The 25,362-nt window shown below is 40.5% G+C and carries 22 protein-coding genes and 1 pseudogene; 18 read left to right on the plus strand and 5 right to left on the minus strand.

What is annotated here, in order from left to right:
• Window positions 1–294: pseudogene (locus tag Q0502_RS01935) on the minus strand (proline dehydrogenase); the annotation flags it as partial.
• A gap of 208 nt (window positions 295–502) precedes the next feature.
• On the opposite strand from Q0502_RS01935, the gene pruA reads away from it, so the two are divergent.
• From pruA to Q0502_RS02025, 18 genes are all read left to right on the plus strand, one after another.
• Window positions 503–2,134 carry an L-glutamate gamma-semialdehyde dehydrogenase gene (gene pruA / locus Q0502_RS01940; RefSeq protein ID WP_298646467.1) on the plus strand — a complete coding sequence of 544 codons (1,632 nt, stop codon included), beginning with the start codon at window positions 503–505 and terminating at the stop codon, window positions 2,132–2,134.
• 76 nt (window positions 2,135–2,210) lie between these two features.
• Complete coding sequence (locus Q0502_RS01945) at window positions 2,211–2,786, plus strand: hypothetical protein (protein WP_298646469.1); 576 nt, start codon at window positions 2,211–2,213, stop codon at window positions 2,784–2,786.
• Window positions 2,787–2,988: 202 nt separating this feature from the next.
• Window positions 2,989–3,162 (plus strand): hypothetical protein, encoded by a 174-nt coding sequence (locus tag Q0502_RS01950; RefSeq protein ID WP_298646471.1) that lies wholly within the window; start codon window positions 2,989–2,991, stop codon window positions 3,160–3,162.
• Between the two features lie 372 nt (window positions 3,163–3,534).
• On the plus strand, window positions 3,535–3,903 hold the full coding sequence (locus Q0502_RS01955) for a GNAT family N-acetyltransferase (RefSeq protein ID WP_366521734.1): 369 nt from the start codon (window positions 3,535–3,537) through the stop codon (window positions 3,901–3,903).
• A gap of 69 nt (window positions 3,904–3,972) precedes the next feature.
• Window positions 3,973–4,716: a CPBP family intramembrane glutamic endopeptidase gene (locus Q0502_RS01960; RefSeq protein WP_298646473.1), complete on the plus strand. Its 744-nt coding sequence runs from the start codon at window positions 3,973–3,975 to the stop codon at window positions 4,714–4,716.
• Between the two features lie 88 nt (window positions 4,717–4,804).
• Entirely contained in the window at window positions 4,805–5,050 is a 246-nt protein-coding gene (locus Q0502_RS01965; protein ID WP_298646475.1) for a hypothetical protein, read from the plus strand.
• Window positions 5,051–5,268: 218 nt separating this feature from the next.
• The gene (locus Q0502_RS01970; protein ID WP_298646551.1) at window positions 5,269–5,463 is read left to right on the plus strand and encodes a type II toxin-antitoxin system RelE/ParE family toxin; all 195 of its coding nucleotides are present in this window, start codon (window positions 5,269–5,271) and stop codon (window positions 5,461–5,463) included.
• A 4-nt stretch (window positions 5,464–5,467) separates the two neighbouring features.
• Window positions 5,468–5,794, plus strand: coding sequence for a helix-turn-helix transcriptional regulator (locus Q0502_RS01975; RefSeq protein ID WP_298646477.1), 327 nt, complete (start codon window positions 5,468–5,470; stop codon window positions 5,792–5,794).
• Window positions 5,795–6,138: 344 nt separating this feature from the next.
• Entirely contained in the window at window positions 6,139–6,912 is a 774-nt protein-coding gene (gene radC / locus Q0502_RS01980; protein ID WP_298646479.1) for a DNA repair protein RadC, read from the plus strand.
• A 2-nt stretch (window positions 6,913–6,914) separates the two neighbouring features.
• Window positions 6,915–8,876 (plus strand): site-specific DNA-methyltransferase, encoded by a 1,962-nt coding sequence (locus tag Q0502_RS01985; RefSeq protein ID WP_298646482.1) that lies wholly within the window; start codon window positions 6,915–6,917, stop codon window positions 8,874–8,876.
• On the plus strand, window positions 8,876–11,461 hold the full coding sequence (locus tag Q0502_RS01990) for a DEAD/DEAH box helicase family protein (protein WP_298646485.1): 2,586 nt from the start codon (window positions 8,876–8,878) through the stop codon (window positions 11,459–11,461). Before Q0502_RS01985 ends, Q0502_RS01990 begins: the two co-directional genes overlap by 1 nt.
• Before the next feature lie 122 nt (window positions 11,462–11,583).
• The gene (locus Q0502_RS01995; RefSeq protein ID WP_298646486.1) at window positions 11,584–13,596 is read left to right on the plus strand and encodes a RecQ family ATP-dependent DNA helicase; all 2,013 of its coding nucleotides are present in this window, start codon (window positions 11,584–11,586) and stop codon (window positions 13,594–13,596) included.
• Window positions 13,597–13,607: 11 nt separating this feature from the next.
• Window positions 13,608–14,777, plus strand: a complete 1,170-nt coding sequence (locus Q0502_RS02000) for a DNA-processing protein DprA (RefSeq protein ID WP_298646490.1) — start codon at window positions 13,608–13,610, stop codon at window positions 14,775–14,777.
• Window positions 14,778–14,786: 9 nt separating this feature from the next.
• Complete coding sequence (locus Q0502_RS02005) at window positions 14,787–15,479, plus strand: SMUG2 DNA glycosylase family protein (protein ID WP_298646494.1); 693 nt, start codon at window positions 14,787–14,789, stop codon at window positions 15,477–15,479.
• A gap of 221 nt (window positions 15,480–15,700) precedes the next feature.
• The gene (locus tag Q0502_RS02010; protein ID WP_298646497.1) at window positions 15,701–16,246 is read left to right on the plus strand and encodes a dihydrofolate reductase family protein; all 546 of its coding nucleotides are present in this window, start codon (window positions 15,701–15,703) and stop codon (window positions 16,244–16,246) included.
• Between the two features lie 88 nt (window positions 16,247–16,334).
• Window positions 16,335–16,703 carry a hypothetical protein gene (locus tag Q0502_RS02015; protein WP_298646499.1) on the plus strand — a complete coding sequence of 123 codons (369 nt, stop codon included), beginning with the start codon at window positions 16,335–16,337 and terminating at the stop codon, window positions 16,701–16,703.
• Window positions 16,654–17,064, plus strand: a complete 411-nt coding sequence (gene tnpB, locus Q0502_RS02020; RefSeq protein ID WP_298646502.1) for an IS66 family insertion sequence element accessory protein TnpB — start codon at window positions 16,654–16,656, stop codon at window positions 17,062–17,064. Before Q0502_RS02015 ends, tnpB begins: the two co-directional genes overlap by 50 nt.
• Window positions 17,065–17,139: 75 nt before the next feature.
• The gene (locus Q0502_RS02025; protein ID WP_298646505.1) at window positions 17,140–18,750 is read left to right on the plus strand and encodes an IS66 family transposase; all 1,611 of its coding nucleotides are present in this window, start codon (window positions 17,140–17,142) and stop codon (window positions 18,748–18,750) included.
• A gap of 201 nt (window positions 18,751–18,951) precedes the next feature.
• On the opposite strand, the gene Q0502_RS02030 is transcribed toward Q0502_RS02025, so the two are convergent.
• The 4 genes from Q0502_RS02030 to Q0502_RS02045 all read right to left on the minus strand — a co-directional run bounded on the left by Q0502_RS02030 (window position 18,952) and on the right by Q0502_RS02045 (window position 25,358).
• Entirely contained in the window at window positions 18,952–19,080 is a 129-nt protein-coding gene (locus Q0502_RS02030; RefSeq protein WP_298646510.1) for a hypothetical protein, read from the minus strand.
• 95 nt (window positions 19,081–19,175) lie between these two features.
• Window positions 19,176–20,630: a glycoside hydrolase family 30 beta sandwich domain-containing protein gene (locus Q0502_RS02035; protein WP_298646513.1), complete on the minus strand. Its 1,455-nt coding sequence runs from the start codon at window positions 20,628–20,630 to the stop codon at window positions 19,176–19,178.
• Window positions 20,631–20,634: 4 nt separating this feature from the next.
• Window positions 20,635–22,104: a RagB/SusD family nutrient uptake outer membrane protein gene (locus tag Q0502_RS02040; RefSeq protein ID WP_298646516.1), complete on the minus strand. Its 1,470-nt coding sequence runs from the start codon at window positions 22,102–22,104 to the stop codon at window positions 20,635–20,637.
• Between the two features lie 218 nt (window positions 22,105–22,322).
• Window positions 22,323–25,358, minus strand: coding sequence for a TonB-dependent receptor (locus tag Q0502_RS02045; protein ID WP_298646518.1), 3,036 nt, complete (start codon window positions 25,356–25,358; stop codon window positions 22,323–22,325).
• Window positions 25,359–25,362 lie beyond the last annotated feature (4 nt).

Genomic DNA, 25,362 nt, shown 5'->3' on the forward strand with positions numbered 1-25,362 from the left:
ATAATCAAGAATGGAATCAACGTTACTCCGGGCGAGGCGGGCTACAGTTTTACTACAATCCTCAATAGATACTCCACCCACGAAATGCTTGTAAATAGTATTTCGTATAATTCCCTCCACAGGAAAATGAACGGCAAAAGCAAAATTGACCAGATGCTTGCCTGTATTTACCAGCGTACGGCTATTCATCACCTTAAAAAGTTGATAAGCTTGTCTCAAACTCGCGCTAGATAGGTCGCGAAAAGCGATTTCCGTGTTTTTAAAATTGACAGGGAGTGTTTCCTTTGATTGCATGCGTTTTCTGTAACAGTGTTATATAAAAGTATTATAAAGGCCTACAAAAATAGCAAAAAAAATTCTATTCTTTCGTCAACAAAAAAAATCTCATCATCGTCAATGAGGACTTTTTTGACGAAAACTTTCCGACGAGACAATCTTATCAAACTTTTTTGGTAAATTTGTCTCATTCAAATAATAAAAACCTCATTAAACAGATTAACTTATGTCTAAAGGAGTCTTTCAATTACCCGAAGTAAAGAATGAACCCGTCAGGAGCTACGCTCCGGGGACGCCCGAAAGAGCGGCGTTGAAACAGAAACTGGCCGAACTCAACCAGGGAGGGATAGATCTTCCGATGATCATAGGCGGAAAAGAGGTGCGTACCGGCAACCTGAAAGATATCCGTCCTCCGCACAATCACCGGCATCTTCTGGGACATTACCACCAGGGTGATAAAACACATGTACAGATGGCTATCGACGCTGCACTAAAGGCTAAACCTGCCTGGGAAGAGATGTACTGGGAAAGCCGCGCAGCTATCTTCCTGAAAGCTGCCGAACTGATTGCCGGCCCTTACCGTTACGAGTTCAATGCCGTCACCATGATAGGCCAATCCAAGAATGCCTATCAGTCTGAAATAGATGCGGTGTGCGAATTAATAGATTTCTATCGCTACAACGTGAAAAATATGGATAAAATTTACCGGATGCAGCCCAACTCCTCTCCCGGTATCTGGAACCGTATGGTATGGCGCCCGCTCGAAGGGTTTATCTTCGCGCTTACTCCGTTCAATTTCACCTCCATTGCCGGAAACCTGCCCGGCGCTCCCGCGTTGATGGGCAACACCGTTGTATGGAAACCCTCAAAAACAGCAATTTACTCCGCCCACCTTATTATGAAGGTGTTACAGGAAGCCGGACTACCCGATGGGGTGATCAATCTCGTCTATGCCGATGGAAGAGATACCGCCGAGGTGATCTTCAACCACCGCGATTTTGCCGGTTTGCACTTTACCGGCTCCACAGGAGTATTCAACGGCATGTGGGGTACCATTGCCGGAAATATGTCGAAATACAGATCCTATCCCCGCATTGTGGGCGAAACGGGAGGAAAAGACTATGTCTTTGCCGATGCCACCGCCGACGCAAAACAGGTGGCTACGGCACTCATCCGTGGTGCGTTCGAGTACCAGGGACAGAAATGCTCAGCCGCTTCCCGCGCCTATATACCCACAACTATCTGGGAGGAGGTGAAGAAGTTTGTGAGCGAAGATCTCTCCAAAATAAAAACCGGTGTGGTGGAAGATTTCAGCAATTTCGTGAATGCGGTGATCGACGAAGACTCGTTCGATAAGCTGGCGAAAGCAATTGACGATGCCAAAGCGTCGCCCGATGCAGAAATCGTTTGTGGCGGCACTTACGACAAATCGGAAGGTTATTTCATCCATCCCACTGTTATTCTGGCTAAAAAGCCCGATTATATCACGATGAAAGAGGAACTCTTCGGCCCGATACTCACCGTATATCTGTACGATCCGGCAGACCTCGACAAGACGCTGGATATCCTCGATACTACTACGGATTACGCCCTTACAGGCGCCATCTTCTCTGCCGACAGGGCCAGTATCGAAAAGATGACCGCCCGGTTGACACACACAGCCGGGAATTTCTATATCAATGACAAGCCCACAGGTGCCGTGGTCGACCAGCAACCGTTCGGCGGCGGACGCGGTTCGGGTACCAACGACAAAGCCGGCTCGGTATTCAACCTTCTGCGCTGGGTATCGCCGCAATGTATCAAGGAAACATTTGTTCCTGCAACCGACTATATGTATCCGAACTTTTTAGAGGAGTAATTATGAAAAGCTATCCGGCCGGAGGCAGGCGGGATAGCTTTATTTCCATATTTATAAATCCATAACGCCGGGATTCATGAATAAACGGCTTAAATCAACCATCCTGCTCATCTCGCTCCTGACTGGCTTCTGTTGTCCGGCCTACGGACAAGACATAGGAAGCGTCGTATTCCAAGACAAGCATCGCCAGAGTTCGCCAATCGGGATTTCATCTGATAACTTTGTTTTTCGGATTGGCTACGCATATGGGCCTGAATACCTGTTTATACTCTTTCCTCCAGCAAAATTTGGCGTTGAATATCACTTGCCAAATCTAAATATTGCTTACATCGGTTTTGATATGAGCTTAAATGGACTGATCGCTTTCTGGGTACAATCCGGACTTTATGCAGGGTTGAAACATAAAGGCTTTACACTGGAAACAAAAATAAACCATCTAATTGTGGAATCCCCTGAAAAGGAAACGATAAAAATATGGTCTGTAAACCCAAAAATAGGAATTGATTACCGGATGTTTTACCTGAAAATAGGCCCTTATTTTCCTCTGCATTCTTATGGGAGCATAGAGTTAAATAAAAAGCCCTATGTATCATTGGGCGGAGTTCTGCTGAATTTCGATGTAGGATTCCGTTTCCCGTCTAATAAAAAATGAAATCAGGATTTTTAAATCTGCCTAATTAAGTCTTATTGTAGAATTTACGAATTGTTTTATATACTTGATTACGTAAATTAGACGTTGGCGGTAATGTGGTGCAGAAAACGTTGTCAAACTCGTAGGCAGACAATTATATAGTATAAATGAAGATAAATTTATCAGAAACTTCCATAGAGCCCTTGCTTAAATATTTTAAGTGTTGAAAGTCGAAAGAGATTTGGAAAAATTAGCCTTTGATGTCACTCGGTTGGGTGAATATCCATCTTTTATTGTAAGCGAAATGCTCGGCAGTACTCCATCGGGCAGTATCGGACTTTGGGTAGATATTGGAACAGAGGGGTATTTTAAAGATTTCAAATTTACGCAAAAATAAACTGTACACTACCGCCAATATTGTGTAGGAAAAAGTGCGGGTATACCCGTCCAAACTTTTTTACTAAATTTGCATCGTTCGGTTCTCACACGAGCGACTGCGTTCCTCTCGCCTTCACTTACACGCGGACCGTTGTGCACCATAGGATGAAAGGGCTCATGAGATAAAAAACAGATTTGAAATGGATATTGTAAGACCCTTAACTGCCGATTTATTAAAAGACTATTTGTTTTTCTTTGATAACATGATTTTCAAGGAGAATCCGGATTGGTCAAGTTGTTATTGTTTTTCATACCATTTTATTGGGACTAAAGAACAATGGAACCGTGAGGAAAACGTTCTTCAGTCATCAAATTTGTTAACGAAAACAAAATGACAGGTTATTTGACCTATTACGAAGATAAACCTGTTGGATGGTGTAATGCAAATAACCGATTGAATTATCAGAGATTATTAAAGTACTATGACTTAATTGATAATCCTCATGATAAGGTATGTTCAATAGTATGTTTCTTAATACACCCAGATTATCGAAGAGAGGGGATAGCAAAAAAAATCCTTGAAAGAATCTGCAAGGACTATTCAATGCAGGACTATGATTATATTGAAGCGTATCCAGGGAAAGGAGACTTATCATGCGAAGGGCATTATAGAGGGCCATTAGAATTATATGGGAAATACGATTTTAAGATAAAAAAAGAGTATGATGACTATTATGTAGTGAGAAAGGAACTTAAATAACTACGGTGCACAACAAGTGGTATAACTTTACAAGATCATTCGGCGAAATTTGAACTTTATCAAAATTGAATGAAAAATGAGCTTAGACCTTTATGGAGTAAACACTTCAAATTCGATTGGAAATTTGGATTGTTCCTGCTTGTAATCGTTTGTATTCCCCGATTTCTCCTGGTATTAAAAGCAAACCAAACAGGAAATTATGCTCCCATAGGTGCAATAATGTTTATATCCGCATTGGTGCCCTTCCTATTTTTAAATAAATACGGAAGAAACCAGATAGGGATCAAAGCTTCAAAAGAATGGGGAGCATTAATCCTCGCATTTACCATAGGAATTGTCTTTAGCCTTTTGCTCTACTTCATCGGAAAAGAATTATATGGAAACTCTTTGAAAAATTGGTATGAGTATATTGGAAATTCGTACAATATCCCCGAAGTTATATCGCTAAAAGACAAACGTATTATGTTTATGATAACGGCAACAACAGGGATGATATTTAGTCCGATCGGGGAAGAATTATTCTTTAGAGGGATTGTCCACAGCAGCTTTACAAAATCTATCAGCGAAAAAAAAGCATCTATCATAGACAGTTTGGCTTTTTCCATAACTCACATTTCACATTTTGGATTAGTGTACCTCAACAGCAAATGGAATTTTTATCTTATTCCGGCACTTATATGGGTAGGAGGTATGTTTATTGTGAGCATCATTTTTTTTAAAATGAAAAAGTTTTCAGGCTCATTATTGGGAGCTGTTTTTTGTCACGCAGGATTTAACCTGGGAATGATATATAGCATATTTTACTTGCTATAAAATGGGAATGTAATAATCACAGCCACTGATTTGCACAAGTAATGCAATAGCATTCCCACAATGAAAAAATCAGACTAAATTTTGGAAAATGTTATCCAATTATTACGAGGGATGGGATTCCATCGTCCGGCAAGATACGCAGGACGAACATTATCCTCTCGGACTGTTTGCGTTAAAACTTCGACAAATAGAGTTTGACGACATTACCATATTTTACGGTGATAACGCTCCCTACTCACATAAAAGTACGGAAAAGGCTGGGGCTACGAAAAACTTAAATAATGTGTACGCAGTGCGTACCTTTTTTCGGAAAAGATCGGATGCGCACGGATAAAAAACATCAAATACAAGTCTCTAAATATAGAAACATTGATTATCTTTGTGCTGTTAAACAAGGTCTATTATAATGAAATATTTTGAAACTATATTTCTGGAAGAAGCGAACAAGTTTATTGCAAAACTTGACTCTAAAACGGTTAGAAAGATATTCTACAATATGATCTTGCGGAACAAACCAACAATCCAAAACTTTTCAAGAAGCTGCAAAGCGGTATTTGGGAGTTTCGAACAAGATACGCGGGACTTCACATAAGGCTTCTTGCGTTTTGGGACAAAAGTGACAATAAGGAAACTCTGGTGATAGCAACGCATGGATTTGTAAAGAAAGTTGATAAAATGCCGGCAAACGAGATAGACCGGGCAATAAAATTGAAAGATGAGTACTTTAAGAACAAACTAAAAAAATAATCACATGGCAACAAAAGAATTAAAAATATATACGCTTGCCGAGATGAAGGATAAATATATCGGCAAAGTTGGCACAAAAGAACGTGATGACTACGAATACGAACTTCGTATGGATGTTTTGGGCAAAATGATCAAAGCCGCCAGGCAAGAACAAAACTTGACACAAGAAGAACTCGGAAAACTTGTAGGTGTTCGGAAAGCTCAAATCTCAAAACTTGAAAACAGTGCCAATAGTGCGACGATTGACACGATAGTTAAAGTTTTTAAAGCATTAAAAGCAGAGATAAACTTCAACGTAAAACTTGAAAACAATTTTGTTAAACTCGTCTAATAAAAAATGACAGAAAATCTGGCAGATGCAGATAAAAATGTGATTCAAGATGAGGAGAAAAGAAGATCAGAAATTGCTAAGCACAAAAAAACAATAAGGCAATTTTAGCTTACTTGGACATGGATCAGAAAATGAATGGTCTACAGAACATATACTAAAAAACAACTACATCTGTGAGAAAACCAACATTGAAAACGAAGTGTCTAGTGAATTGGGAGAAATTTAAAACAGAAGCAGAAAAGTTTTATGAAAATCCCGGCGGATTAAATAAAAATCCATTAGCCATTGACAAAATACTAAAAACTAGCAAGAGACAATAAAGAATCTCTATTATTAAAAAAAATTTGCTGAACGAATTATTGATTTTGCCAATAAATTCTATGCAAAATGAAGTCAATACAAAAATAAATGGACTATTTTTACAAATAAAAACTTTCAATTTGGCAAAGAAACTAAAAGAAATACCAAAGTCTGACAGACCCCGAGAAAAATTGAAAAGGAAAGGGGTTCATGCTTTGAGCAATCAAGAGCTACTTATGATTATTTTAGGAAGAGGAATATCCGGTATCGATGTACGTTCATTGGCAAATACGATCTTGAAAGAAGTTGAAAAGGATCCTGAAAATGTCAATATAGAAAGACTTGAATCTATCAAAGGCATTGGACTCGCCAAAGCATCCCAAATTTTGGCATCGTTTGAGTTTGCCAAACGATATCTTATTAAGGAAGGAATTAGAATACAACGAGCAGAAGATGTATTAAAATTGGTTGAAGATATACGAAATAAAAAACAAGAATATTTTATTACTTTTACACTGAACGGTGCTTCAAACCTAATTGAACGAAGAACGGTTTTTATTGGAACCGTGACCGAGAGCATTATTCATCCAAGGGAAATTTTTGCAGATGCGATTACAGATCGTGCTTCAGGGATTATCTTTGTACACAATCATCCGATGGATAATCCACAGCCAAGTAATGTTGATATAACAATAACGAAAAGGCTTTGCGAAGTTGCTAAATTGTTAGGTATTGAAGTTATTGACCATATCATTATCTCAAAAGATGATTTTTTTAGTTTTCAAAGTGAGGGATTATTAAACAAAAAAGAAAATTGATTATGGCAAAATTGCCTTTGACAGAAAAAGAAATTGAATTCATTATTGAACAGTTACAAAACGGACAGCAATTGCCCGAAGACTTGGAATATAAGCTATTTCCAACGAAGCAAAAGGAATATGAGTTGGTATACGGTGGTAAAATGCGTAAAGAAGACATTCTTGCCAATGAAGACGGTGTATTTCCAATCCCTTTACAAATTGAAAAAATCTTTAATGATGATAGGAAAACTTGGGAAGATGGCTGGCGAAATATGATCGTATTTGGAGACAACCTCCAATTCCTGAAAACAATTTATGAGAACAAAGATCCTTTAATAAAAGATAAAATCAAGGGTAAGGTCAAGTTAATTTATATTGATCCACCTTTTGCTACCGAGAGCGATTTTAAAAGCGGAGATAAAATAGCATATACTGATAAAGTTAAAGGAGCTGAGTTTGTCGAGTTTCTTAGAAGAAGATTAACAATTTCGAGAGAAATACTAGCACCAGAAGGAAGTATTTATGTTCATCTGGATTGGAAGATGACACATTACGTAAAAATAATAATGGATGAAATCTTTGGTAAGGAGAATTTCTTAAATGAAATAATTTGGTACTACAGAAGATGGAACATTACAACAAATTTATTTGCAAGGAATCATGATACTTTATTGATGTATGCAAAAAAAAGAGGTGATCATATATTCAATAATTTATATATTCCAAAATCAGAAAAATCAAGTGGTCAAGGAAGAGCTTGGCAAAGTGTTATAGATGAAGAAACAGGTGTAAGAAGATCAATATTACTAGATGAAAAATCAAAGGGTGTTCCAATGCCTGATGTCTGGGATATATCAATGATAAACCCCGTTGCCTTGGAACGTAAAAATGTAAATTATCCTACACAAAAACCAGAAGACTTAATTGAAAGAATAGTTAAAGCCTCAACAAATGAAGGAGATATTATTTTAGATTTCTTTAGTGGTTCGGGAACTACAGTTGCTGTTGCAGAAAAATTAAATCGAAAATGGATCGCATGTGATATTGGGAAACTTTCATTCTACACCACCCAAAAACGATTAATTAACATACAGAATAGCAAAGACTTAAATAGCTCAAATAAAAACTATAGTAAACCAGCTAAAACCTTTGTCACCCTCAATACAGGTCAATATAATCTTGAAAAGGTATTCGGATTAAAACAAGAAGAGTACAAAAAATTTGTGATGGAACTATTTGAGATAGATATTGTAAAAAACAAAAAAATCAACGGTATCCCCATAGATGGGCAAAAGAAAGACGGTTTTTACGTTATCATCTATCCATACTGGGAGTTCAAAGATGCAACCGTAGATGAAGATTATCTTGAGGATCTGCATTCACACATCGGAAAAAATGTTGGTGGTCGTTTGTACATTATAGCCCCTGCAAATTCTGTTGACTTCATTAGCGATTATCATATCATTGAAAATGTCAGGTATTATTTCTTAAAAGTGCCCTACCAAATTATCAAAGAACTTCATAAAGTTGAGTTTAAAAAATTCAGGCAGCCACAAAGCAAAAGCAATGTAAATGATTTGGAAGATGCAGTTGGTTTTCATTTTATGCGCCAACCTATAGTTATTTCAGAAATAAAAAACAATAAAAACAAGTTATCCATTCAAATCAAAGAATTTTACTCCGATTTTACTGAAGAAGAAACAGGGAAGGATATGGATAACTTTGAATCTTTAGCGATGGTATTGATCGATAAAAACTATAATGGTGAAGCCTTTGAAATGGATGAATACTACTTTGCCGAGGATTTGTTGCCTAAAACAAAGAAGAAAAAAGAGGAGGATGAAAATAACTTAAAGGAAGAATTAAAGAAACAGAAAATCATTAATATCGAACTAAACAAAAAGGGTTGTGGTAATAATCTTATGGCGATTTATATTGATATTTACGGAAACGAGTTTAAAGAAGTGCTAAGTCTAAAATAATGCAAGAGATCAAAACATACAAAACTGCAGATATGGTATTATCTGTCAACAAATCTGTTAATCCTACCAAGCTGGATTTGACACTTTGGGATCGTTTTTTAGACGTATTATGTAGTGACAGGTTTTATCAGAAAGAAGCCATTCAACTTTCTATTATTTATTTGGCATCAGGAAGATACAATAGTATAGAGGATTTAGTTCATGAAAACTATGATAACGTGCACAATGTTGAAATAAGACAACGTTACAAGGATACAGATGAATATATCAGACATTTAGAACTTAAAGAAAAACTCTACGCCAGTATTGATCTGGCTACAGGAACCGGAAAAAGTTATGTTATGTATGGTATTGCTCAAATAATGCTGAATCTGGGGTTGGTTGATAAAGTGTTGGTGCTTTGCCCATCACTTACCATTGAAAAAGGGTTGATGGAGAAATTCACTCAACTTAGTGGAGATAGTAGGCTTAAAGAAACTCTTCCTGAGAACTCTGTAATCAAAAATCCACGAATCATTAATGCCAATCAAACAATAAAATCCGGAGATATTTGTATTGAAAATATTCATGCCGTTTATGAACGAACCGGTTCTTCAATTCAGGACAGTTTAAAAAATGACGGTGAAAAAACTCTGGTTCTTAATGATGAAACGCATCATGTTTTTAATACAACCGGAGGCCGTGATAAAGAAAGTCAAAATATCAAAAGATGGAAAGAATTTCTTCTAAATGTAGATTATCAATTCAGATATATACTTGGATTTACCGGAACGGCCTACATTGATGATGATTATTTTAATGATGTAATTTATCGCTATTCTTTGCGACAAGCTGTAGATGACCGAATGGTAAAAATGGTGGACTATGTAAGTAAAGATGACAGCATAAGCGATGATGAAAAATTTCAGAAAATTTTTGATAACCACGAACGCAACAAAGAAACTTACCGGCAAATAAAACCTCTGACTATTCTGATCACAAAGGATATAAAAAATTGTAATCGCCTAACTTCAAACCTTATTGATTTCCTTGTAGAGAAAAAACACATTCCACGAGAAGAAGCAGAAAAAAAGGTTTTGATTGTAACCTCTCATCAAGCTCACAAAGTTAACCTTGTGCAACTTGATTATGTTGACCAAAAAGATAATCCTGTAGAATGGATCACATCTGTTTCGATGCTGACCGAAGGATGGGATGTAAAAAATGTATTTCAGATTGTTCCTTGGGAAGATCGGGCGTTTAACTCAAAACTACTCATTGCACAGGTTTTGGGAAGAGGATTAAGAATTCCACCGGAATACCAAACACCACAACCAAAAGTTAGAGTCTTTAATCACGACTCTTGGAGTAGAAATATCAGAGGTTTAGTAGAAGAGATTCTTGAAATTGAAATGAAACTAACCAGTCAGATTTTACTTGAAGGTGAAAGAAGCAAATTCAATTTTGAACTATTCAATATTAATTATGATAAACAACAGATTGAGAAAGAATCCAATAGACAACATAATGTTTTTGATTATACCAAAGGTTACATTGAATTAATATCACAAGCTGAAGAGGCCGAAAAAGATACGGACTACACTGATTTAAAAGGGATAATTTCCTCAAAAAAGACTTTAATAGAGTATAACACTTATACGGTCGAAGAAATCGTCAATAAAATCTATGACGAGTTCAAAACAAGGGAATGGGAAGGTAAAATACTAAAATTACCTGAAGGCCAATACACAAAGAATGAGCTTCCACCAAAATCAGAATTGAGGAAAATCATTTTTAACTCAATGATTCGCAGAGGAATTAAAGGAGACAGATTAGTAGATAAAAATGCACAACGAATATTCAGTGCCTTCAATACATTGTTAAGGAAGAAAGGTAAAACCATTATTCATGAACGAAAAGTAACTAAGCCGATATCCATATTTACCTCAAATATGGCAAAAGAAACTATTGCAGCAGGTAATCTCAGGCATCAGGCCACAGTATTCTACACTGATGATTATAAATTTGAAGTAAATGTTGATGTAAAGGAAATTCTGGAAGCAGTAATTGAAGATGAAAGTCTACCCAGAAGTGCAATAAAAAGAAGCAATCCCTATTTATTTAAAACTCCTCTTGATATTGTTTTTACAAAGGCTGAGCCGGAAAGGAGATTTATTGAGGCTCTTTGCAAAAAAGAAAATACCGAGAAGATTGATGCTTGGATCAAATCACGGGACGTTGGGTTTTATTCAATCGAATATTCAATAACAACAACAGGAGGTAAACATTCAAAACAGCTTTCTTTTAATCCTGATTTTTTTATTAGAATTGAAGAAAATGGTGTTATATATTATGTTGTTGTTGAAGTAAAATCAGATAATGATGCTTCAGACGACAACAAAGCAAAGTTTAAATATGCGCGTCAACACTTTCAGGCTTTGAATAAAGAACTGACAAAAGAAAAAATTAAACAGAAGTACATTTTCCACTTTCTTAGCCCAAACAGTTTTACAGAATTCTTCCAATATTTAAGAGATGGAAGATTATTGAAAGAACAATTTAGCAGCGAATTGGAAAGTAAATTATTGTCAGAAGACGATGAATAGGACGCGACATAAGCAAAAGTAACTTTTTATGCGGCTGAAAGAAAAGATTTCTCCAAAAAGGTTAAACCTATTTTTACGCGGAGGCAGCTCCCTAAACTGATAAACGAAGAATTAGACCAACAATGACCAGACAACAAGCCGAAATACAACTCCAACGCCTGTTTGGCTTCCGGCAGTTTCACGACCTGCAATGGCAGGTGATTGAAAACCTGCTGGCAGGAAAGCGTGTGTTGTTTATTGAAAAAACCGGCTTCGGCAAGTCTTTGTGTTATCAGTTTCCGGCTACACAATTGGAAGGCGTTACCATTGTTTTTACTCCATTGATTGCCTTGATGCGTGACCAGGTGAGGAGTATGCAGAAAAAAGGCATACGGGCGGCCGCAATCAACTCCAATCAGAAAGATGAGGAAAATACAGCCATCATCACCGACGCTCAAAATAATCAGTTAGACATCCTTTACATCGCCCCTGAACGCATGGAAAATGCCACATGGATAAACTCCGCACGGGAAATGAAAATAGCGATGGTGGTGATTGACGAGGCGCATTGTATTTCTATGTGGGGACAAAGTTTCCGGCCCAATTACAGAAGGATAGTAAACCTTGTAAAACTTCTTCCCAAAAGCTTTCCGGTATTAGCCACCACGGCAACCGCTACTCCAAGGGTTCAGGCCGATATTATTGAACAAGTAGGGACAGACTTAATCCCCATCAGGGGGCAATTGATGCGTTCCAATATTCGCTTGTTTGTGGTTCCCGTGCAAAGCGAAGATGAGAAATTTTTCTGGTTAGCAGAGTATTTGCCGAAACTGAAAAAAACAGGTATTGTTTACACCGGTACACAAGCCAATACGGATATATTTTCCAACTGGCTACAGTTCTTAGGTTTTTATTCTGCGGCATATAGCGGACGGTTAGATGCTGAAACAAGAATGCGGGTGGAAACAGATTTTATCAATAATAAGTTTGATTGCGTGGTATCCACTAATGCACTGGGTATGGGGATTGACAAGCCGGATATTCGTTTTATTATCCACACTCAGATTCCTCAATCGCCCATTCATTATTATCAGGAGATTGGACGGGCCGGCCGCGACGGACAGGAAGCTTTTGCCATTCTTTTATACAATCCTCATCAAGATTTCGAATTACCCCAAGCATTTATCGACGGCAGCAAACCTTCGGCAGACAAATACGAGCAAGTAATAGCTGTAACGAAAAAAGAGCTTTTGGGCAGAAATGAAATCATCAAGGCAACTAACCTCAGACAAACACAGGTAAGCGTTATCCTTGCCGACCTTATTGACCAGGGTATCATCAATGAACAACAAGGAAGAAGCAAAAAATACTTCTATAATCCCGACGCACCGGTATTGAACCCTTCTACTTTTGAAACGTTAAGAGATGCACAAAACCAGGAATTGAAAAGGATGTTGGAATACACAGGCATCATATCCTGCCGGATGCAGTATGTATGTAACTATTTAGGAGACGAAATGCAGGGAGCCTGCGGTGTGTGTGACAATGATACCAATAAAAAAATGCGGGTGGTTGCTACAGAAGCACTAACACAAAAACTTCAGGAATTCAGGGAAACTTTCTTTCCTGTACTGGAAGTGGAAACCCAACGAAATAATATCATAAACGGTGTAGCAGCCTCATATTATGGCGTTTCCAATATAGGAAGAGCATTACATCATTCCAAATATGAGGAAGGGGGTGATTTTCCCGATTGGCTACTTAAATTAACTTTGAAAGCATTCAGAAAATATTACGGCAATACAAAGTTTGATTTAGTCCTGTATGTACCTCCCACAGAATCGGGCGATTTAGTTAAAAACTTTGCAGAAAAAATTGCATCTGTTTTGAAAATTCCAATTTCTCACAAATTGGTAAAAACAGTTGTCACTCTACCTCAAAAGGTTTTCCAAAGTGGTATCTCTAAGAAAGAAAATGTATACGGTAAATTTACCTATCAAACCCCGGACGAAATAACAGGTAAGAGTGTTTTACTTATTGATGACATCTTTGACAGTGGTTATACCATTAAAGAAATAGGTCGGTATTTAACAAGTATTGGCGCTACAACCATTGCTCCGCTGGTAATTGCAAAAACAGTAGGAGGCGACATTTAAAAGCAAGCGAAATGAATGGATTTATTGACAATACATACTGGATAGCAGTAGCGCATTTACCAAAGTGGACAACCGAGAGGACCAACCGGTTTATCATTCAAATCATCCACGAAAAGAAAATGTCATGGGCGGATTTCTTTGAGCTGGATAAAAAAGGGTGGAAAGAACTGTTTGCCTTTACAGAAAAGGAACTGTCCGATCTGGAACTTGTAAAGAGTGATATGCCACGCCTTGCTTTCATTGCAGAACAGTTGCAAAACGAGGGGTTTCAAATCATTGCCATCAATTCACCTGATTACCCGGTAGTACTGAAAGAAAACCTTAAAATTAAGAGTTCACCGCCTGTCCTATACATCAAAGGAAGAAAAGGATTGCTGCAAGAGGATGCAGTGGCCATCGTAGGGTCAAGAAAAGCTGGAGCAAAAGCACTTGAATTTACCAACCTTGTGGCAAAGAAAAGTGTAAAAGAAAGGAAAGTGGTTGTCAGCGGATTTGCAAAGGGTGTTGACAAGCAGGCATTAGACAGTGCTATTAAGGTGAAAGGTAAGAGTATTATTGTTTTACCGCAAGGCATTCTGACGTTTCAATCCGGCTTTAAAAAATATTATGAACCGATAGTAAACGGCGATGTGCTCGTTTTAAGTGCTTTCTTTCCAAAGGCCGGCTGGGATGTCGGTTTAGCCATGACGAGAAATGCTTACATATATGGCTTGGCAAAAGAAATATATGTGGCGGAATCGGACAGCAAAGGCGGAACCTGGGAAGGAGTAATGGATGGCCTCAAAAGAGAACGTAGGATTTATGTACGTTATCCGGAATCAGGAGAGAAAAATGCCAACGTCAAACTTGTCGAGCTGGGGGCATTGCCGGTAAATATGAAGGGGGAAGTCATTGACACAAAAATGAAAACTGCCGGAGAACTATTTGAAACGGCAGTAATGAATGAAGTGAACGAGCCAACGGCCGACTATGAAAATGATAAACGCGACATAGAAAAAGATATACTCGATTTATTAAGCAAAGGAACATATACATCGAAGGAAATCCTGCTTGCCCTGAAATTGGATTGGGATAGTAGAAAACTATCCGGTTTTCTGAAAAAAAATCCGAACGTAAAAACGATCTCCGGCAGACCTGCGAAGTATACGAAAAATAATGTAACAGCGCCTTCATTATTTTGATAACATAATATGGAAATAAAAAATCTGGCAGATAAAGTTATTACTTTCAATCGCGAATTACATTATACCGGCGAGTTGCCCGAAGGGTTTCAGGTACTGAATCCTTTTCTGGAAAACCCAGAAACAATACCGGTCATGGAGGCATTCTACCGCAAGTATTATAACGATACGAACCGGAGAAAATTCATCGTCGGTATTAATCCGAGCCGCCACGGAGCGGGAGTGACGGGCGTACCCTTCACCGATACCAAACGACTGGAAAGTATCTGCGGGATCACCATGCATTCAGCTCATACGCATGAAATCTCTTCCCTGTTCATGTACGATATGATCGCGGCTTACGGTGGTCCGGATGAATTTTACAGCCACTTCTACATCAATTCGCCCTTTCCGCTGGCAATCATTCGCGAAACGAAAGACGGCAACTGGCTCAACGCCAACTACTATGATGATAAAGGTTTGTTCAAAACAGTAAAAGGGTTTATGATCGCATCGCTCAAAAAACATATCGACATAGGACTCGATACGTCTGAAGTATATATCCTCGGAAAAAAGAACGCCGATTTTATCCGCAAGTTGAGCAAAGAAGAGAAGCTGTTCGACCGGATGACAGTATTGGAGCATCCGCGTTATATCCAGCAATACAGGTCGAGAGAGAAACAGTTGTACATCGACAAATATTTAGAAGCGCTCAAAAGATAGTTTACGACTTGTCATACGATTTATCTGAAAGAATTTACACCGATGAACGAGGATGCCGCCTATTACGAAGGCTGGGATTCCATCATCCGGCAGGATAGCCAGAACGAACATATGTATTACCTGAAACTAATGAAATATGGGGGGTAGAGGAAGCTAATGAAGAAGATATAAGAAGTTATGAAATATAAAAAATAGTAACCCGTAAAAATAGGAGTAAGAATATGAGAAAATTTATAATGTGGAACATTATTACCCTCGATGGGTATTTTGAAGGTAATCAAAAGTGGGAGTTACCCTTTCATAATGTTGTTTGGGGACAAGAACTTGAGAGATTAAGTATTGAACAATTATATTCAGCAGACTACCTTGTTTTTGGGCGTGTGACTTATGAAGGTATGGCGTCTCATTGGACTAAAGCGGAAGGAGAAATTGCCGACCTGATGAACAAAATACCCAAACTTGTTTTTTCCAGAACATTGAAATCGGCCGAATGGAATAACTCTACTCTAATTAAGGAAAACGCTTCTGCCGAAATTATCAAACTTAAAGAGCAAGGGGGTAGAGACATGTACGTATTCGGTAGTGCAAATCTTTCAGAGACTTTTATAAACGATGATCTGTTTGACGAATACCGTATTGGAATTGCACCTGTAATTTTAGGTAGCGGAAGGCCTCTTTTCAGACAGGGAATTTCTTCCAAAGATTTAACTCTCGTTTCAACACAACAGCTTTTGACAGGAGGTGTAGTTTTAAAATACACGAAGTAACTCAAGAGTAAGCCTCCGGTAAACCCCGTATTTTCTAACACTTCAGCGATCTGTACCTTTGTCGTCAAAACAGAAAAAGAAGAATGTTATGACACAAGAAGAAGTAGCGTCGGTGATTCACTACTGCAAAGAGAACGGAGTCACTTATAAAACCCGTCTTGCGGAGTTGGGTATTTCTGAATGGCGCTTTTATAGTAGCAAATCCCGTTATGCGAAAGCTCAATCGGGAGAGGGTGCCGGGGAATTCATTCAGCTGACATCCGGAGGCCCCCTGGTTCCCATGCCCAGCTTTGCCGCCGGAAATGGTCGCCAGCCCAAAGAGAAGAAACAGGGGCATCCCTCCAGGGAGATGAGTGTGGAGTTACGTACTCCCACCGGAACGCTGATCCATATCCGGGGAGAGATGAATGAATCTTTCCTTGCGGCAATCATCCAGTCATCAAGCGGGCATGTTTAGCCTGAACGACAGCCTGCGGTACCTGTTGTACAATCGTCCCACCGACATGCGCAAAAGTTTTCATACCCTGGGTGGAATTGTGACCGGTACGATGGGAGCCGACCCTTGCAACGGGGATGTCTATATTTTTATGAACAAGTCCCGCAACAGGATCAAACTGTTACATTGGGAACCCGGAGGAATGGTCCTCTACTCCAAACTGCTTGAAGCCGGGACTTTCGGTCAACCATCCAATATGGAGAAAGAGGCCATAAGCGGCAGCATCGAATGGCGTGACCTGGTCCTTATCGTTGAAGGTATCATTGAAAGACCGGACAGTCGCAGACAACGTCTCGAGAGCTTGAAAAAGTTACGGAAATAAACACTGAAAAACGGGTGGGAGCTTGTCTGTATCATGGCTTTTTGCTATCTTTAAGCATTCAAAACCAATAAGGGGATGACAGTGCAAGAGCAATTGGAAGCAGCAATGAGGGAGATAACGCACCTTCGTGAAATGGTTGCCGTGAAGGATGAAAAGATCACTTCCCGGGATGCCGTTATCGCCAAATTGGATACCGCTGTCAGGGAGCTTGAAAACCAGCTGGCCTGGCTTCGAAAGAAAGTCTTCGGGAAGATGAGTGAAAAGCAACTCCCCCTTGATCCCGCCCAATTGAGCCTGTTTGACCAGAACCAATTGATGAGTGAAGAGGAAAAGGCCGGGTTAAGAAAGTCGGTGGAGGAATCCGATGAGGAAATTACCAGAATGATTACCGTAAAAGCAAAGCCCTCACGTAAACCACTTGACATCACAAAACTGCCTGTGGAGGTGGAGAATATCTATCCGGAAGGAACGACTGAAGAAAATGGAAGTCTCAAGGCTGAATACGTGGAGATAGGCACCGAAGAGACCTCCAGACTGGAAAGGATACCGGCTAAAGTCTATATCGTGAGTACGGTACGCCATAAAGTAATCCGCAAATCAGACATTAAAGACAAGCATCCGGAGGAAAGGATGATTCTCATCCCCGCGCTTCCCCCTGCGCCGATAAGCAAATGTATCGCGGGAGCCTCGGTATTGGCCGATATCATAACAGGCAAGTTCATGTACCATCTCCCTTTCTACCGGCAGATACAACAATACAAGGAAGCGGGGATAACGGTCAGCGACTCCACGATGGGCGGTTGGTATGAGGCGGCGGTCGAGAAACTCAAATTATTATATGACCTGCTTCGAAAACAGATTCTCTCGAGTGAATATATACAAATAGACGAAAGTGTGATACCGGTCATAGACAACGAAAAGCACCGTGCCCGCAAAGGTTATGAGTGGTGCGTGCGTGACGCTATCACGGGAGATGTCATGTTCCATTATGACCGTGGAAGCCGTGGGTCCCATGTAGCCCGGGAATTGCTCGGCGGTTTCCGCGGATGCATGCAGAGTGACGGCTATGAAGCCTACGAGCAGTTCGAGAAGATGGAAGGAATCACACTCCATGGATGTTGGGCGCATGCAAGACGGAGGTATTGTGATGCCCTGGAGGAAAACAAATCGTTGGCCACGGAAGCCATCTGTCACATCCGCAAGCTCTACAAGGTGGAGGAGGAAGCCGACAGGGCCGGTCTCACGCCTGAACAGCGATGTGAGAAAAGACAGAAAGAATCTTATCCGGTCATCCTGACTTTTGAAAAATGGATGATGGAGCATTATCGGGAAGTACTTCCCCAAAGTAGGATCGGAAAGGCCATAGCCTACACGTACACCTTGCTGCCCAGATTATCCCGATATGTAAATGACGGCAGGATAAATATAGACAATAACCTCATTGAAAACAACATTCGCCCCTTAGCGCTAGGCCGAAAAAATTATTTATTCTGTGGCAATGATGCTTCCGCATACAGGGCTGCCATCGTGTATTCCCTGATTGGCACATGCAAGGCTGCCGGTGTTGAACCCCGGGAGTGGCTCGAGGACGTGCTTAAGAAGATACCGTACTATCTGCGTGATGGCCGGGATATGACAGGACTACTTCCTCGAACTTGGGCCAACTCGGCATCTACTTGCAGCTAATTGATCCAACTTGCACCTAGTAGCCCCGAATAGGGTACTACTTGATCCTACTCGGGGCTAGTTATATCAATTTGTGACGAATCGAAAAGACGTGCTTCACCGGTCGCTTACACTCAAGATAAAAGAATTGATGCAAAAAAGATTTGCAAGCACAAGTTATCCTAAGTAAATTAAATTGTTCAGTCAAAAGAATAGATGTTTTTACATATCATTCCCATTATATTCGATTCCGAAATAATGGAACCATAGCTTGTGCTGTTTCCCCCGTTTCCTGAAATCGGCATCAACCACCGTTTCTTCCGACCATGCTTTCTCAGACAAAGCCGGCACACACGGAAACAATTGGTAGTCAATCCGTGATTCCCATCTGTCGATATGCGTCCACTAATTAGCCTGAATACCCAATATCCGTTCATCAGTCCAATTTAATTGTTATTCCATATATATGTGGCCGTAGAACGGGCGGGCAGCACAGAACGGATGATTTCCGTTTGATCCTGTATTTCAATTACCCGTTCCGTATCCGAATTATTAAGTATTACCATTACTTTTGATCCGTCCGGATTGAGGAAAGCCACGTTTCTTATATTATCCGTACTTTCCACATTCGATGAATAAATCCGCCAGGCTCCCCGGTCTATAAATTTTGAAAAATGGCCGGTCAGATAATATTCCGGATTAAAAGAAATCTCACCGGTTTCCGAATGTATGGTGACAAATGGCCGGCAAGACGGACATCCGCTGGTAATAGGCCCTGCATTCTCATCCGTGGACATATACCACAAAAGGACCGCACTGGTGAAATTCTCTATATTTCCTATGAATATATGCCCCACAAGCCATTCCATGATACTCGGGAAATCGGGTGGCCCCCATCCTCCTCCTGAACATTCCGTATGATAGATCTCTTTATCCGGATGTGCCCGCCAGATATTTTCCATGAGTGACGGTAATCCTCCGTAACAATGAAAACCCGAACCGGCGATATACTTTTTCACATCCGGGTCGTTGAGCAACGATAAAGCATACTCATACAAATCCCAGTTATGGTCAAAAGTAATGATCTTGGTGTCTATCCCTTCCCGTTCAAAGGCAGGGCCCAATGCCGTTTTGATAAATTCCCCCTGTTCTTCGGCTGTCATTAACATATTCGGATAACGCGGATCGGGTACAAACTGTTCGTAAAGCGGTTCATTCTGTATAGTGATGGCTTCCACCGGCAAGTCATATTCGGTTTCCATTGTTTGGACATACTTTACGAAATATTCGGCCAGCGCCGGATAATAACGCGGTTCAACACTTCCTCTAAAGAGATGCCTGGAATCTTTCATCCATGCCGGAGGACTGCAAGGGCTACCCAGGATCATCAAGTCAGGATTGACCTGCTTCGCCAGTTGGTAATAGGGAATCACATCCCATTCATCCTTTTCCATCGTGAAATGTTCCATCTTTTCGTCGGTCATTCCTTCCGGCATATCATTGTAAGTATACCATTCAAAGGAATTATCTGTGGAACCCATGATCATCCTCATATAATTCAACCGGATTCCTTCTTCACCGAATAATTGATTAAACAACGGCATCTTGTCTTCCGCTTTCAGGTAATTGTCAAAAACATACGCAGAGTTATCACAAACTGCTCCTCCAAACCCGATCATTTTCTGATACCGGACAGAATCGTTGATCCGGATAATTACAGGATCGGGATTATTCATTCCGGCAACCTGTTCTTCATCATACATTTTCTTCACTTGCTGTAACCTGACTGTTTCATCGCCTGTTGTCAGCCACATCTCCCCCTTTGAAGAGGGAGGTGTGTGACATTGAGTCAAAATCAACAGGACCGATAGACTAAAAAATAATATTACGTAATTCTTCATACCATTAATACCCTTCGTTCTGTGTTAGATTCGGATTCTGATCTCTTTCTGTTTGTGGAACAGGATAGAGTAGCATCCATTCTTCAATATGCGCATAGCTGAACTCTCCTTTTGAATCCGGACAATTCCTCATTGTTTCAATGGCTTGTCCCGTACGAATCAGGTCAAACCAGCGATGTCCTTCCATGGCAAGTTCAAGCCTTCTCTCCAATTCGACAGCTTGCCTTAGTGATGCCTGGCTACCTGCACTCTGGGCAGAGAGGGGAGCAAGCTCAACCCTGTCCCGAACCTGGTTAATAATAGCAACGGCTTGTTCCAATTGATTCGTTTCAATCAAAGCTTCTGCTTTAAGTAACAAGATATCAGCTGCTCTCATTAAAATAATACTGCTGGTATTATTCCTGATTTTATAGGCAAAACGATATTGACTTGCCGGCCAGAAGTTGTCCCATGTGCAGGCGTCTACGACGATTGCGGCATTCTTCCTGATCATATCACCCTGGGAATCAAAAGCATTTTCCAGATCGTGTGAAGGGGTACAGAACTTCCGCCAATCCGTACCCGTAAACATGCTCCATCCCCAGTTAGGAGAATCGGAGGTATGCGTGATCTCAAAAATAGACTCCGCCGTATTTCTGTTACCCGGGATCCACAGATTTTCATAGTTATCGATCAGGTCATATCCGTAATCCAGCGCATTGTCACAATAAGTAATGACCCTATCCCAGTCTTTATTATCCATGGTTGCATACACCTTTGCCAGTAATCCGTTCGCAAAACCACGTGTCAGTTTGAATTTATCCTGAGCAGTCGGTATCGGTCCGTTCTGGGCCCCGAATTCAAGGTCTTCGATGATCTGTTCATAAACCAGTTCCTTGTCTACGCGTTCCGGATAAAGAAGCGGATATACTTCTTCAATATTTTCGGCTGTAATATCAGGTGTTTCCTGCACAACCAACGGAACATCGCCGTAAAGACGAACCAGGTCGAAATACATCATACCGCGCAGGATCATTGCTTCCGCTTTATACAAAGTTTTCAGATCGGCAGTCATCGCAGGATCCGGAATCGCATCCACATTATCGATGATCAGATTGGCATGGCCGATCATACCGAAATATTGTCCCCATCCGCGTGCTGTAACAGCATTGTTCGGATTGACGTTAAAATTGTCCAATTCCAGGGCCCAGCCTTCTATCGATCCGGAATAGGCGTTATCTGAACGGGCATCGATAAGCATCAACATGTCGAGATTATAGATATTGCTCAGGGTTCCTTTAAAACCGGAATATATGCCACCCATAAGCAAATCCATATCTTGCTTTGTGTTGTACCTTGATCCGTTTTCATCCGGGTTTTCCACCGTTTCTTCCGTAAAAACCGATTCGGGTTTTACATCCAGATAATCACTACAGGAAAAGAAGCATGCGAATAATACGCATGGTAAGATCCATTTTAAATTATATGTCTTCATACGATTATTTATTTTTTTTGTGTATGGAATATTTCAGAACCAAGACTTTTAGAAAACTAAAAACTAAAAGTGAAATCAGTTATGATGTTTATTGCACGAAGCGCATTATCATTCTATCGTGCGAAGCACATTATCATTTTTCCACATTGGTTCATTCGTCAATTAGTCTTTATTCTTTGTTCTTTACTCTTTACTCTTGATTTATCTCTTATATTCTTTTAAAAATCAATATTCAAACCAAATACAAATGTTTTCACATTCGGATAAGTACCCCAGTCTACACCTTGGACTGTTGAACTATTACCGGCAAAGTTGAGTTCCGGATCAAAACCTTTATACTTCGTGAGCGTAAACAGATTCTGCGCTGTAAAATAAGGTTGTATCCTCTCAATTCCAATTCGTTTCAGGCCGGCAGTAGCCACATCATACGAGAAAGTAAGCGACTTCAGGCGCAGATACGATCCGTCTTCAACATAATACGAAGAAACTTTGAGTGTTGATTGGTCACCCGTAGCACGGGGAACATCTGTAATTTGCCCCGGCGTTTTCCATCTGTCGAGTACACGTATGGATTGATTTTTATCATCATACATACCTTCCGTATCGGCACGCGAAGCATTGAATATATCATTTCCATAGGAACCTTGCAGAAACAGATTCAGATTAAATCCTTTATAACTGAATGTATTGGTCATGCCATAGATAAATTTCGGATTGGCATCGCCGATATAAGTACGATCATCTAATGTGATCTGTCCGTTTCCATCCACGTCTTCATATACCGGATCACCGGTTTGCGGATCTACATGTGAGTATTTCAAACCATAGAAGCGACCGAGCGGTTGACCTTCTTCCAGCCGGAGGATATTGTCCCGGAGTGTTTCTACGTAACCGAAATAATACACTTTATTCAATGCCAGTTTTTCCAGTTTATTCCTATTGAAAGAAATATTGAAATCTGTACTCCAGAACAACTCACTGTTCAGGTTAACAGATGAAACATTCAATTCAAAACCTCTGTTTGACATTTCTCCTTCGTTACGCAGTATACTGCTTACTGCGGCAGTGGAAGGTAGCGGCACATTCATCAGCATATCCCGGGTATACTTATAATAATAATCGGCATTGAATACCAGACGTCCGTTGAACAGGGTCAGATCCACTCCAATGTTCGTTTGTGTGGTTGTTTCCCATGTCAGTTCACTGTTCTTGATATTTGACCTCTGTATGGTAATACCCGGAAAAGGATTTTCGGGAGTAGGTGTTTGCTTGCTAATGCTATACTGTTGCAGATAAGCATACTCGCTGATCCCGCTTTGATTACCGGTCTGTCCCCATCCGGCACGAATTTTCAGGTCGTCGATAAAATCAACATTTTCCATAAAACTTTCGCTGGAAATACGCCAGGCGGCCGATGCCGACGGGAAATAGCCCCAACGATGATCCGGAGCCAGTTTGGAAGAACCATCCGCACGGAAGTTTACTGTCAGCAAATAACGGCTGTCGTAATTATAAGCAGCACGTGTCAGATAGGAAAGGATACGCCATTGATAGTTGGCTGTCCCCGAATACTGACTAATGATATTGGCCGCATTCAATGTTTTAATATCCGAGTTAATATAATCCTGACCGCTAATATTGGCAGTAGTCCATTTGGAATCATTGGTAGTGGTTCCTGCCATTACGTTCAGGCTATGCTTACCGAACATATTGTCATACGTCAGGATACTTTCAAACTGCAAATTCTGACTGATCGTACGATTGTCATATCCTTCACCATGTTGCGTACGTCCCCATTCGGTTAACTTCGGATCCAAAAAAGAAGTACTATGATATATATTACCTTCCATAGAAGCACTGGTCCTGAATTTCAGATTTTTCGAAAAAGATATCTCTCCATTTACATCACCCAGTAATCTGCCGTTACGATTTGTGGTATAGCGGGATGTGAAAGCCAGAGGCGGTTCGATACGTGTCCCGTAGGCATTATTGTCGTATTGACCCGGATTTTCCGGATCCCAGATATTCAGGTATGGTGCCGAGTTGATCACAGCCAGGATAACACCGGCACGGTTCGAACCGATATTGTTCGGGATCGTTTTTTCTTTTGTTTGCGAATAACTCAGGTTCGCTCCGATTTTCAACCAACTCCGGATCTGGTTTTCTACATTCGAACGCAATGTGAAGCGATTAAAAGAGGAGTTCGGCACAATGCCTTCGTCACTTGTGTATGCACCGGACAGATAATAGGTCATATCTTTCTGACCGCTGCTGAACGAAAGCTGGTAATTCTGATTCAGTCCTGTACGGAAAGTTTCGTCAAACCAATTGGTATAGTTTGTGACACTATCAGGCACTGAGCTCATCCCGATCTCTTTTAAATATTCTTTATACTGTTCCGTATTCAGCGCCTCTATTCTTTTAGCGATTTTAGATACACCGACATACGAGTTAAAAGCAATTCTGGGCTCTTCGGTATTACCTCTTTTTGTTGTGATCAATACAACACCGTTCGCAGCACGTGATCCGTAAATAGCAGCCGAAGAAGCATCTTTCAGAATCTGCATCGAGGCAATATCGTTGGGTGATAAATGATTGATATCCGTGAGCGGTGTTCCGTCGACAATATACAACGGATCGTTGCTGGCATTGATCGAGCTGTTACCACGAATACGGACTGTCATTCCGCTACCCGGACTACCGTTGGGCTGGATCACCTGCACACCGGCGGCCTTTCCCTGCAATGCCTCGGCCACGGAGGTGAGCGGTCGTTCGCTGATATCTTCCAACGATATGGTAGAAATAGCCGTAGTGACATCATGTTTCCTGGCTGTGCCGTAACCGATAACAATCACCTCTTCCAGATTCTGTAAATCTTCTACCAGTGTTATTTCCAGAAAAGACTGGTCACCTACCCTGATAGTTTGAGTAAGGTATCCTACGTAAGAGATCACAAGTGTAGCATCCGCCGGTACCTCAAGAGTAAACTGTCCATCTGCATCCGTTACCGTACCGGCGGACATACCTCTGATGGAAATAGTTGCGCCTATAACGGCTTCACCTTCTTCATCAGTGACCTTGCCACTGATATTTTTCATGTCTGCCTGCTGTGTTACGCTTGTTTCGGCCGTATGTGCCACAAGTGTTGTTATATTGTCTGAAGCAAACAGGTTTATTGTTGTGAAAAACGACAACAATACTCCCAAACAACTATATGCAGGAATTTTTCTTATAGAACATTTTTTCATTTTCATTCTC

The organism is uncultured Proteiniphilum sp., assembly GCF_937873925.1.
Lineage (GTDB): Bacteria > Bacteroidota > Bacteroidia > Bacteroidales > Dysgonomonadaceae > Proteiniphilum.

Bases quoted from the DNA above. Each gene is read 5' to 3' on its own strand.
- pruA (WP_298646467.1), top strand. From the start codon at position 503: ATGTCTAAAGGAGTCTTTCAATTACCCGAAGTAAAGAATGAACCCGTC.
- Q0502_RS01945 (WP_298646469.1), top strand. From the start codon at position 2,211: ATGAATAAACGGCTTAAATCAACCATCCTGCTCATCTCGCTCCTGACT.
- Q0502_RS01955 (WP_366521734.1), top strand. From the start codon at position 3,535: ATGACAGGTTATTTGACCTATTACGAAGATAAACCTGTTGGATGGTGT.
- Q0502_RS01960 (WP_298646473.1), top strand. From the start codon at position 3,973: ATGAAAAATGAGCTTAGACCTTTATGGAGTAAACACTTCAAATTCGAT.
- Q0502_RS01965 (WP_298646475.1), top strand. From the start codon at position 4,805: ATGTTATCCAATTATTACGAGGGATGGGATTCCATCGTCCGGCAAGAT.
- Q0502_RS01975 (WP_298646477.1), top strand. From the start codon at position 5,468: ATGGCAACAAAAGAATTAAAAATATATACGCTTGCCGAGATGAAGGAT.
- Q0502_RS01985 (WP_298646482.1), top strand. From the start codon at position 6,915: ATGGCAAAATTGCCTTTGACAGAAAAAGAAATTGAATTCATTATTGAA.
- Q0502_RS01990 (WP_298646485.1), top strand. From the start codon at position 8,876: ATGCAAGAGATCAAAACATACAAAACTGCAGATATGGTATTATCTGTC.
- Q0502_RS01995 (WP_298646486.1), top strand. From the start codon at position 11,584: ATGACCAGACAACAAGCCGAAATACAACTCCAACGCCTGTTTGGCTTC.
- Q0502_RS02000 (WP_298646490.1), top strand. From the start codon at position 13,608: ATGAATGGATTTATTGACAATACATACTGGATAGCAGTAGCGCATTTA.
- Q0502_RS02005 (WP_298646494.1), top strand. From the start codon at position 14,787: ATGGAAATAAAAAATCTGGCAGATAAAGTTATTACTTTCAATCGCGAA.
- Q0502_RS02010 (WP_298646497.1), top strand. From the start codon at position 15,701: ATGAGAAAATTTATAATGTGGAACATTATTACCCTCGATGGGTATTTT.
- Q0502_RS02015 (WP_298646499.1), top strand. From the start codon at position 16,335: ATGACACAAGAAGAAGTAGCGTCGGTGATTCACTACTGCAAAGAGAAC.
- tnpB (WP_298646502.1), top strand. From the start codon at position 16,654: ATGAATCTTTCCTTGCGGCAATCATCCAGTCATCAAGCGGGCATGTTT.
- Q0502_RS02025 (WP_298646505.1), top strand. From the start codon at position 17,140: ATGACAGTGCAAGAGCAATTGGAAGCAGCAATGAGGGAGATAACGCAC.
- Q0502_RS02035 (WP_298646513.1), bottom strand. From the start codon at position 20,630: ATGAAGAATTACGTAATATTATTTTTTAGTCTATCGGTCCTGTTGATT.
- Q0502_RS02040 (WP_298646516.1), bottom strand. From the start codon at position 22,104: ATGAAGACATATAATTTAAAATGGATCTTACCATGCGTATTATTCGCA.
- Q0502_RS02045 (WP_298646518.1), bottom strand. From the start codon at position 25,358: ATGAAAATGAAAAAATGTTCTATAAGAAAAATTCCTGCATATAGTTGT.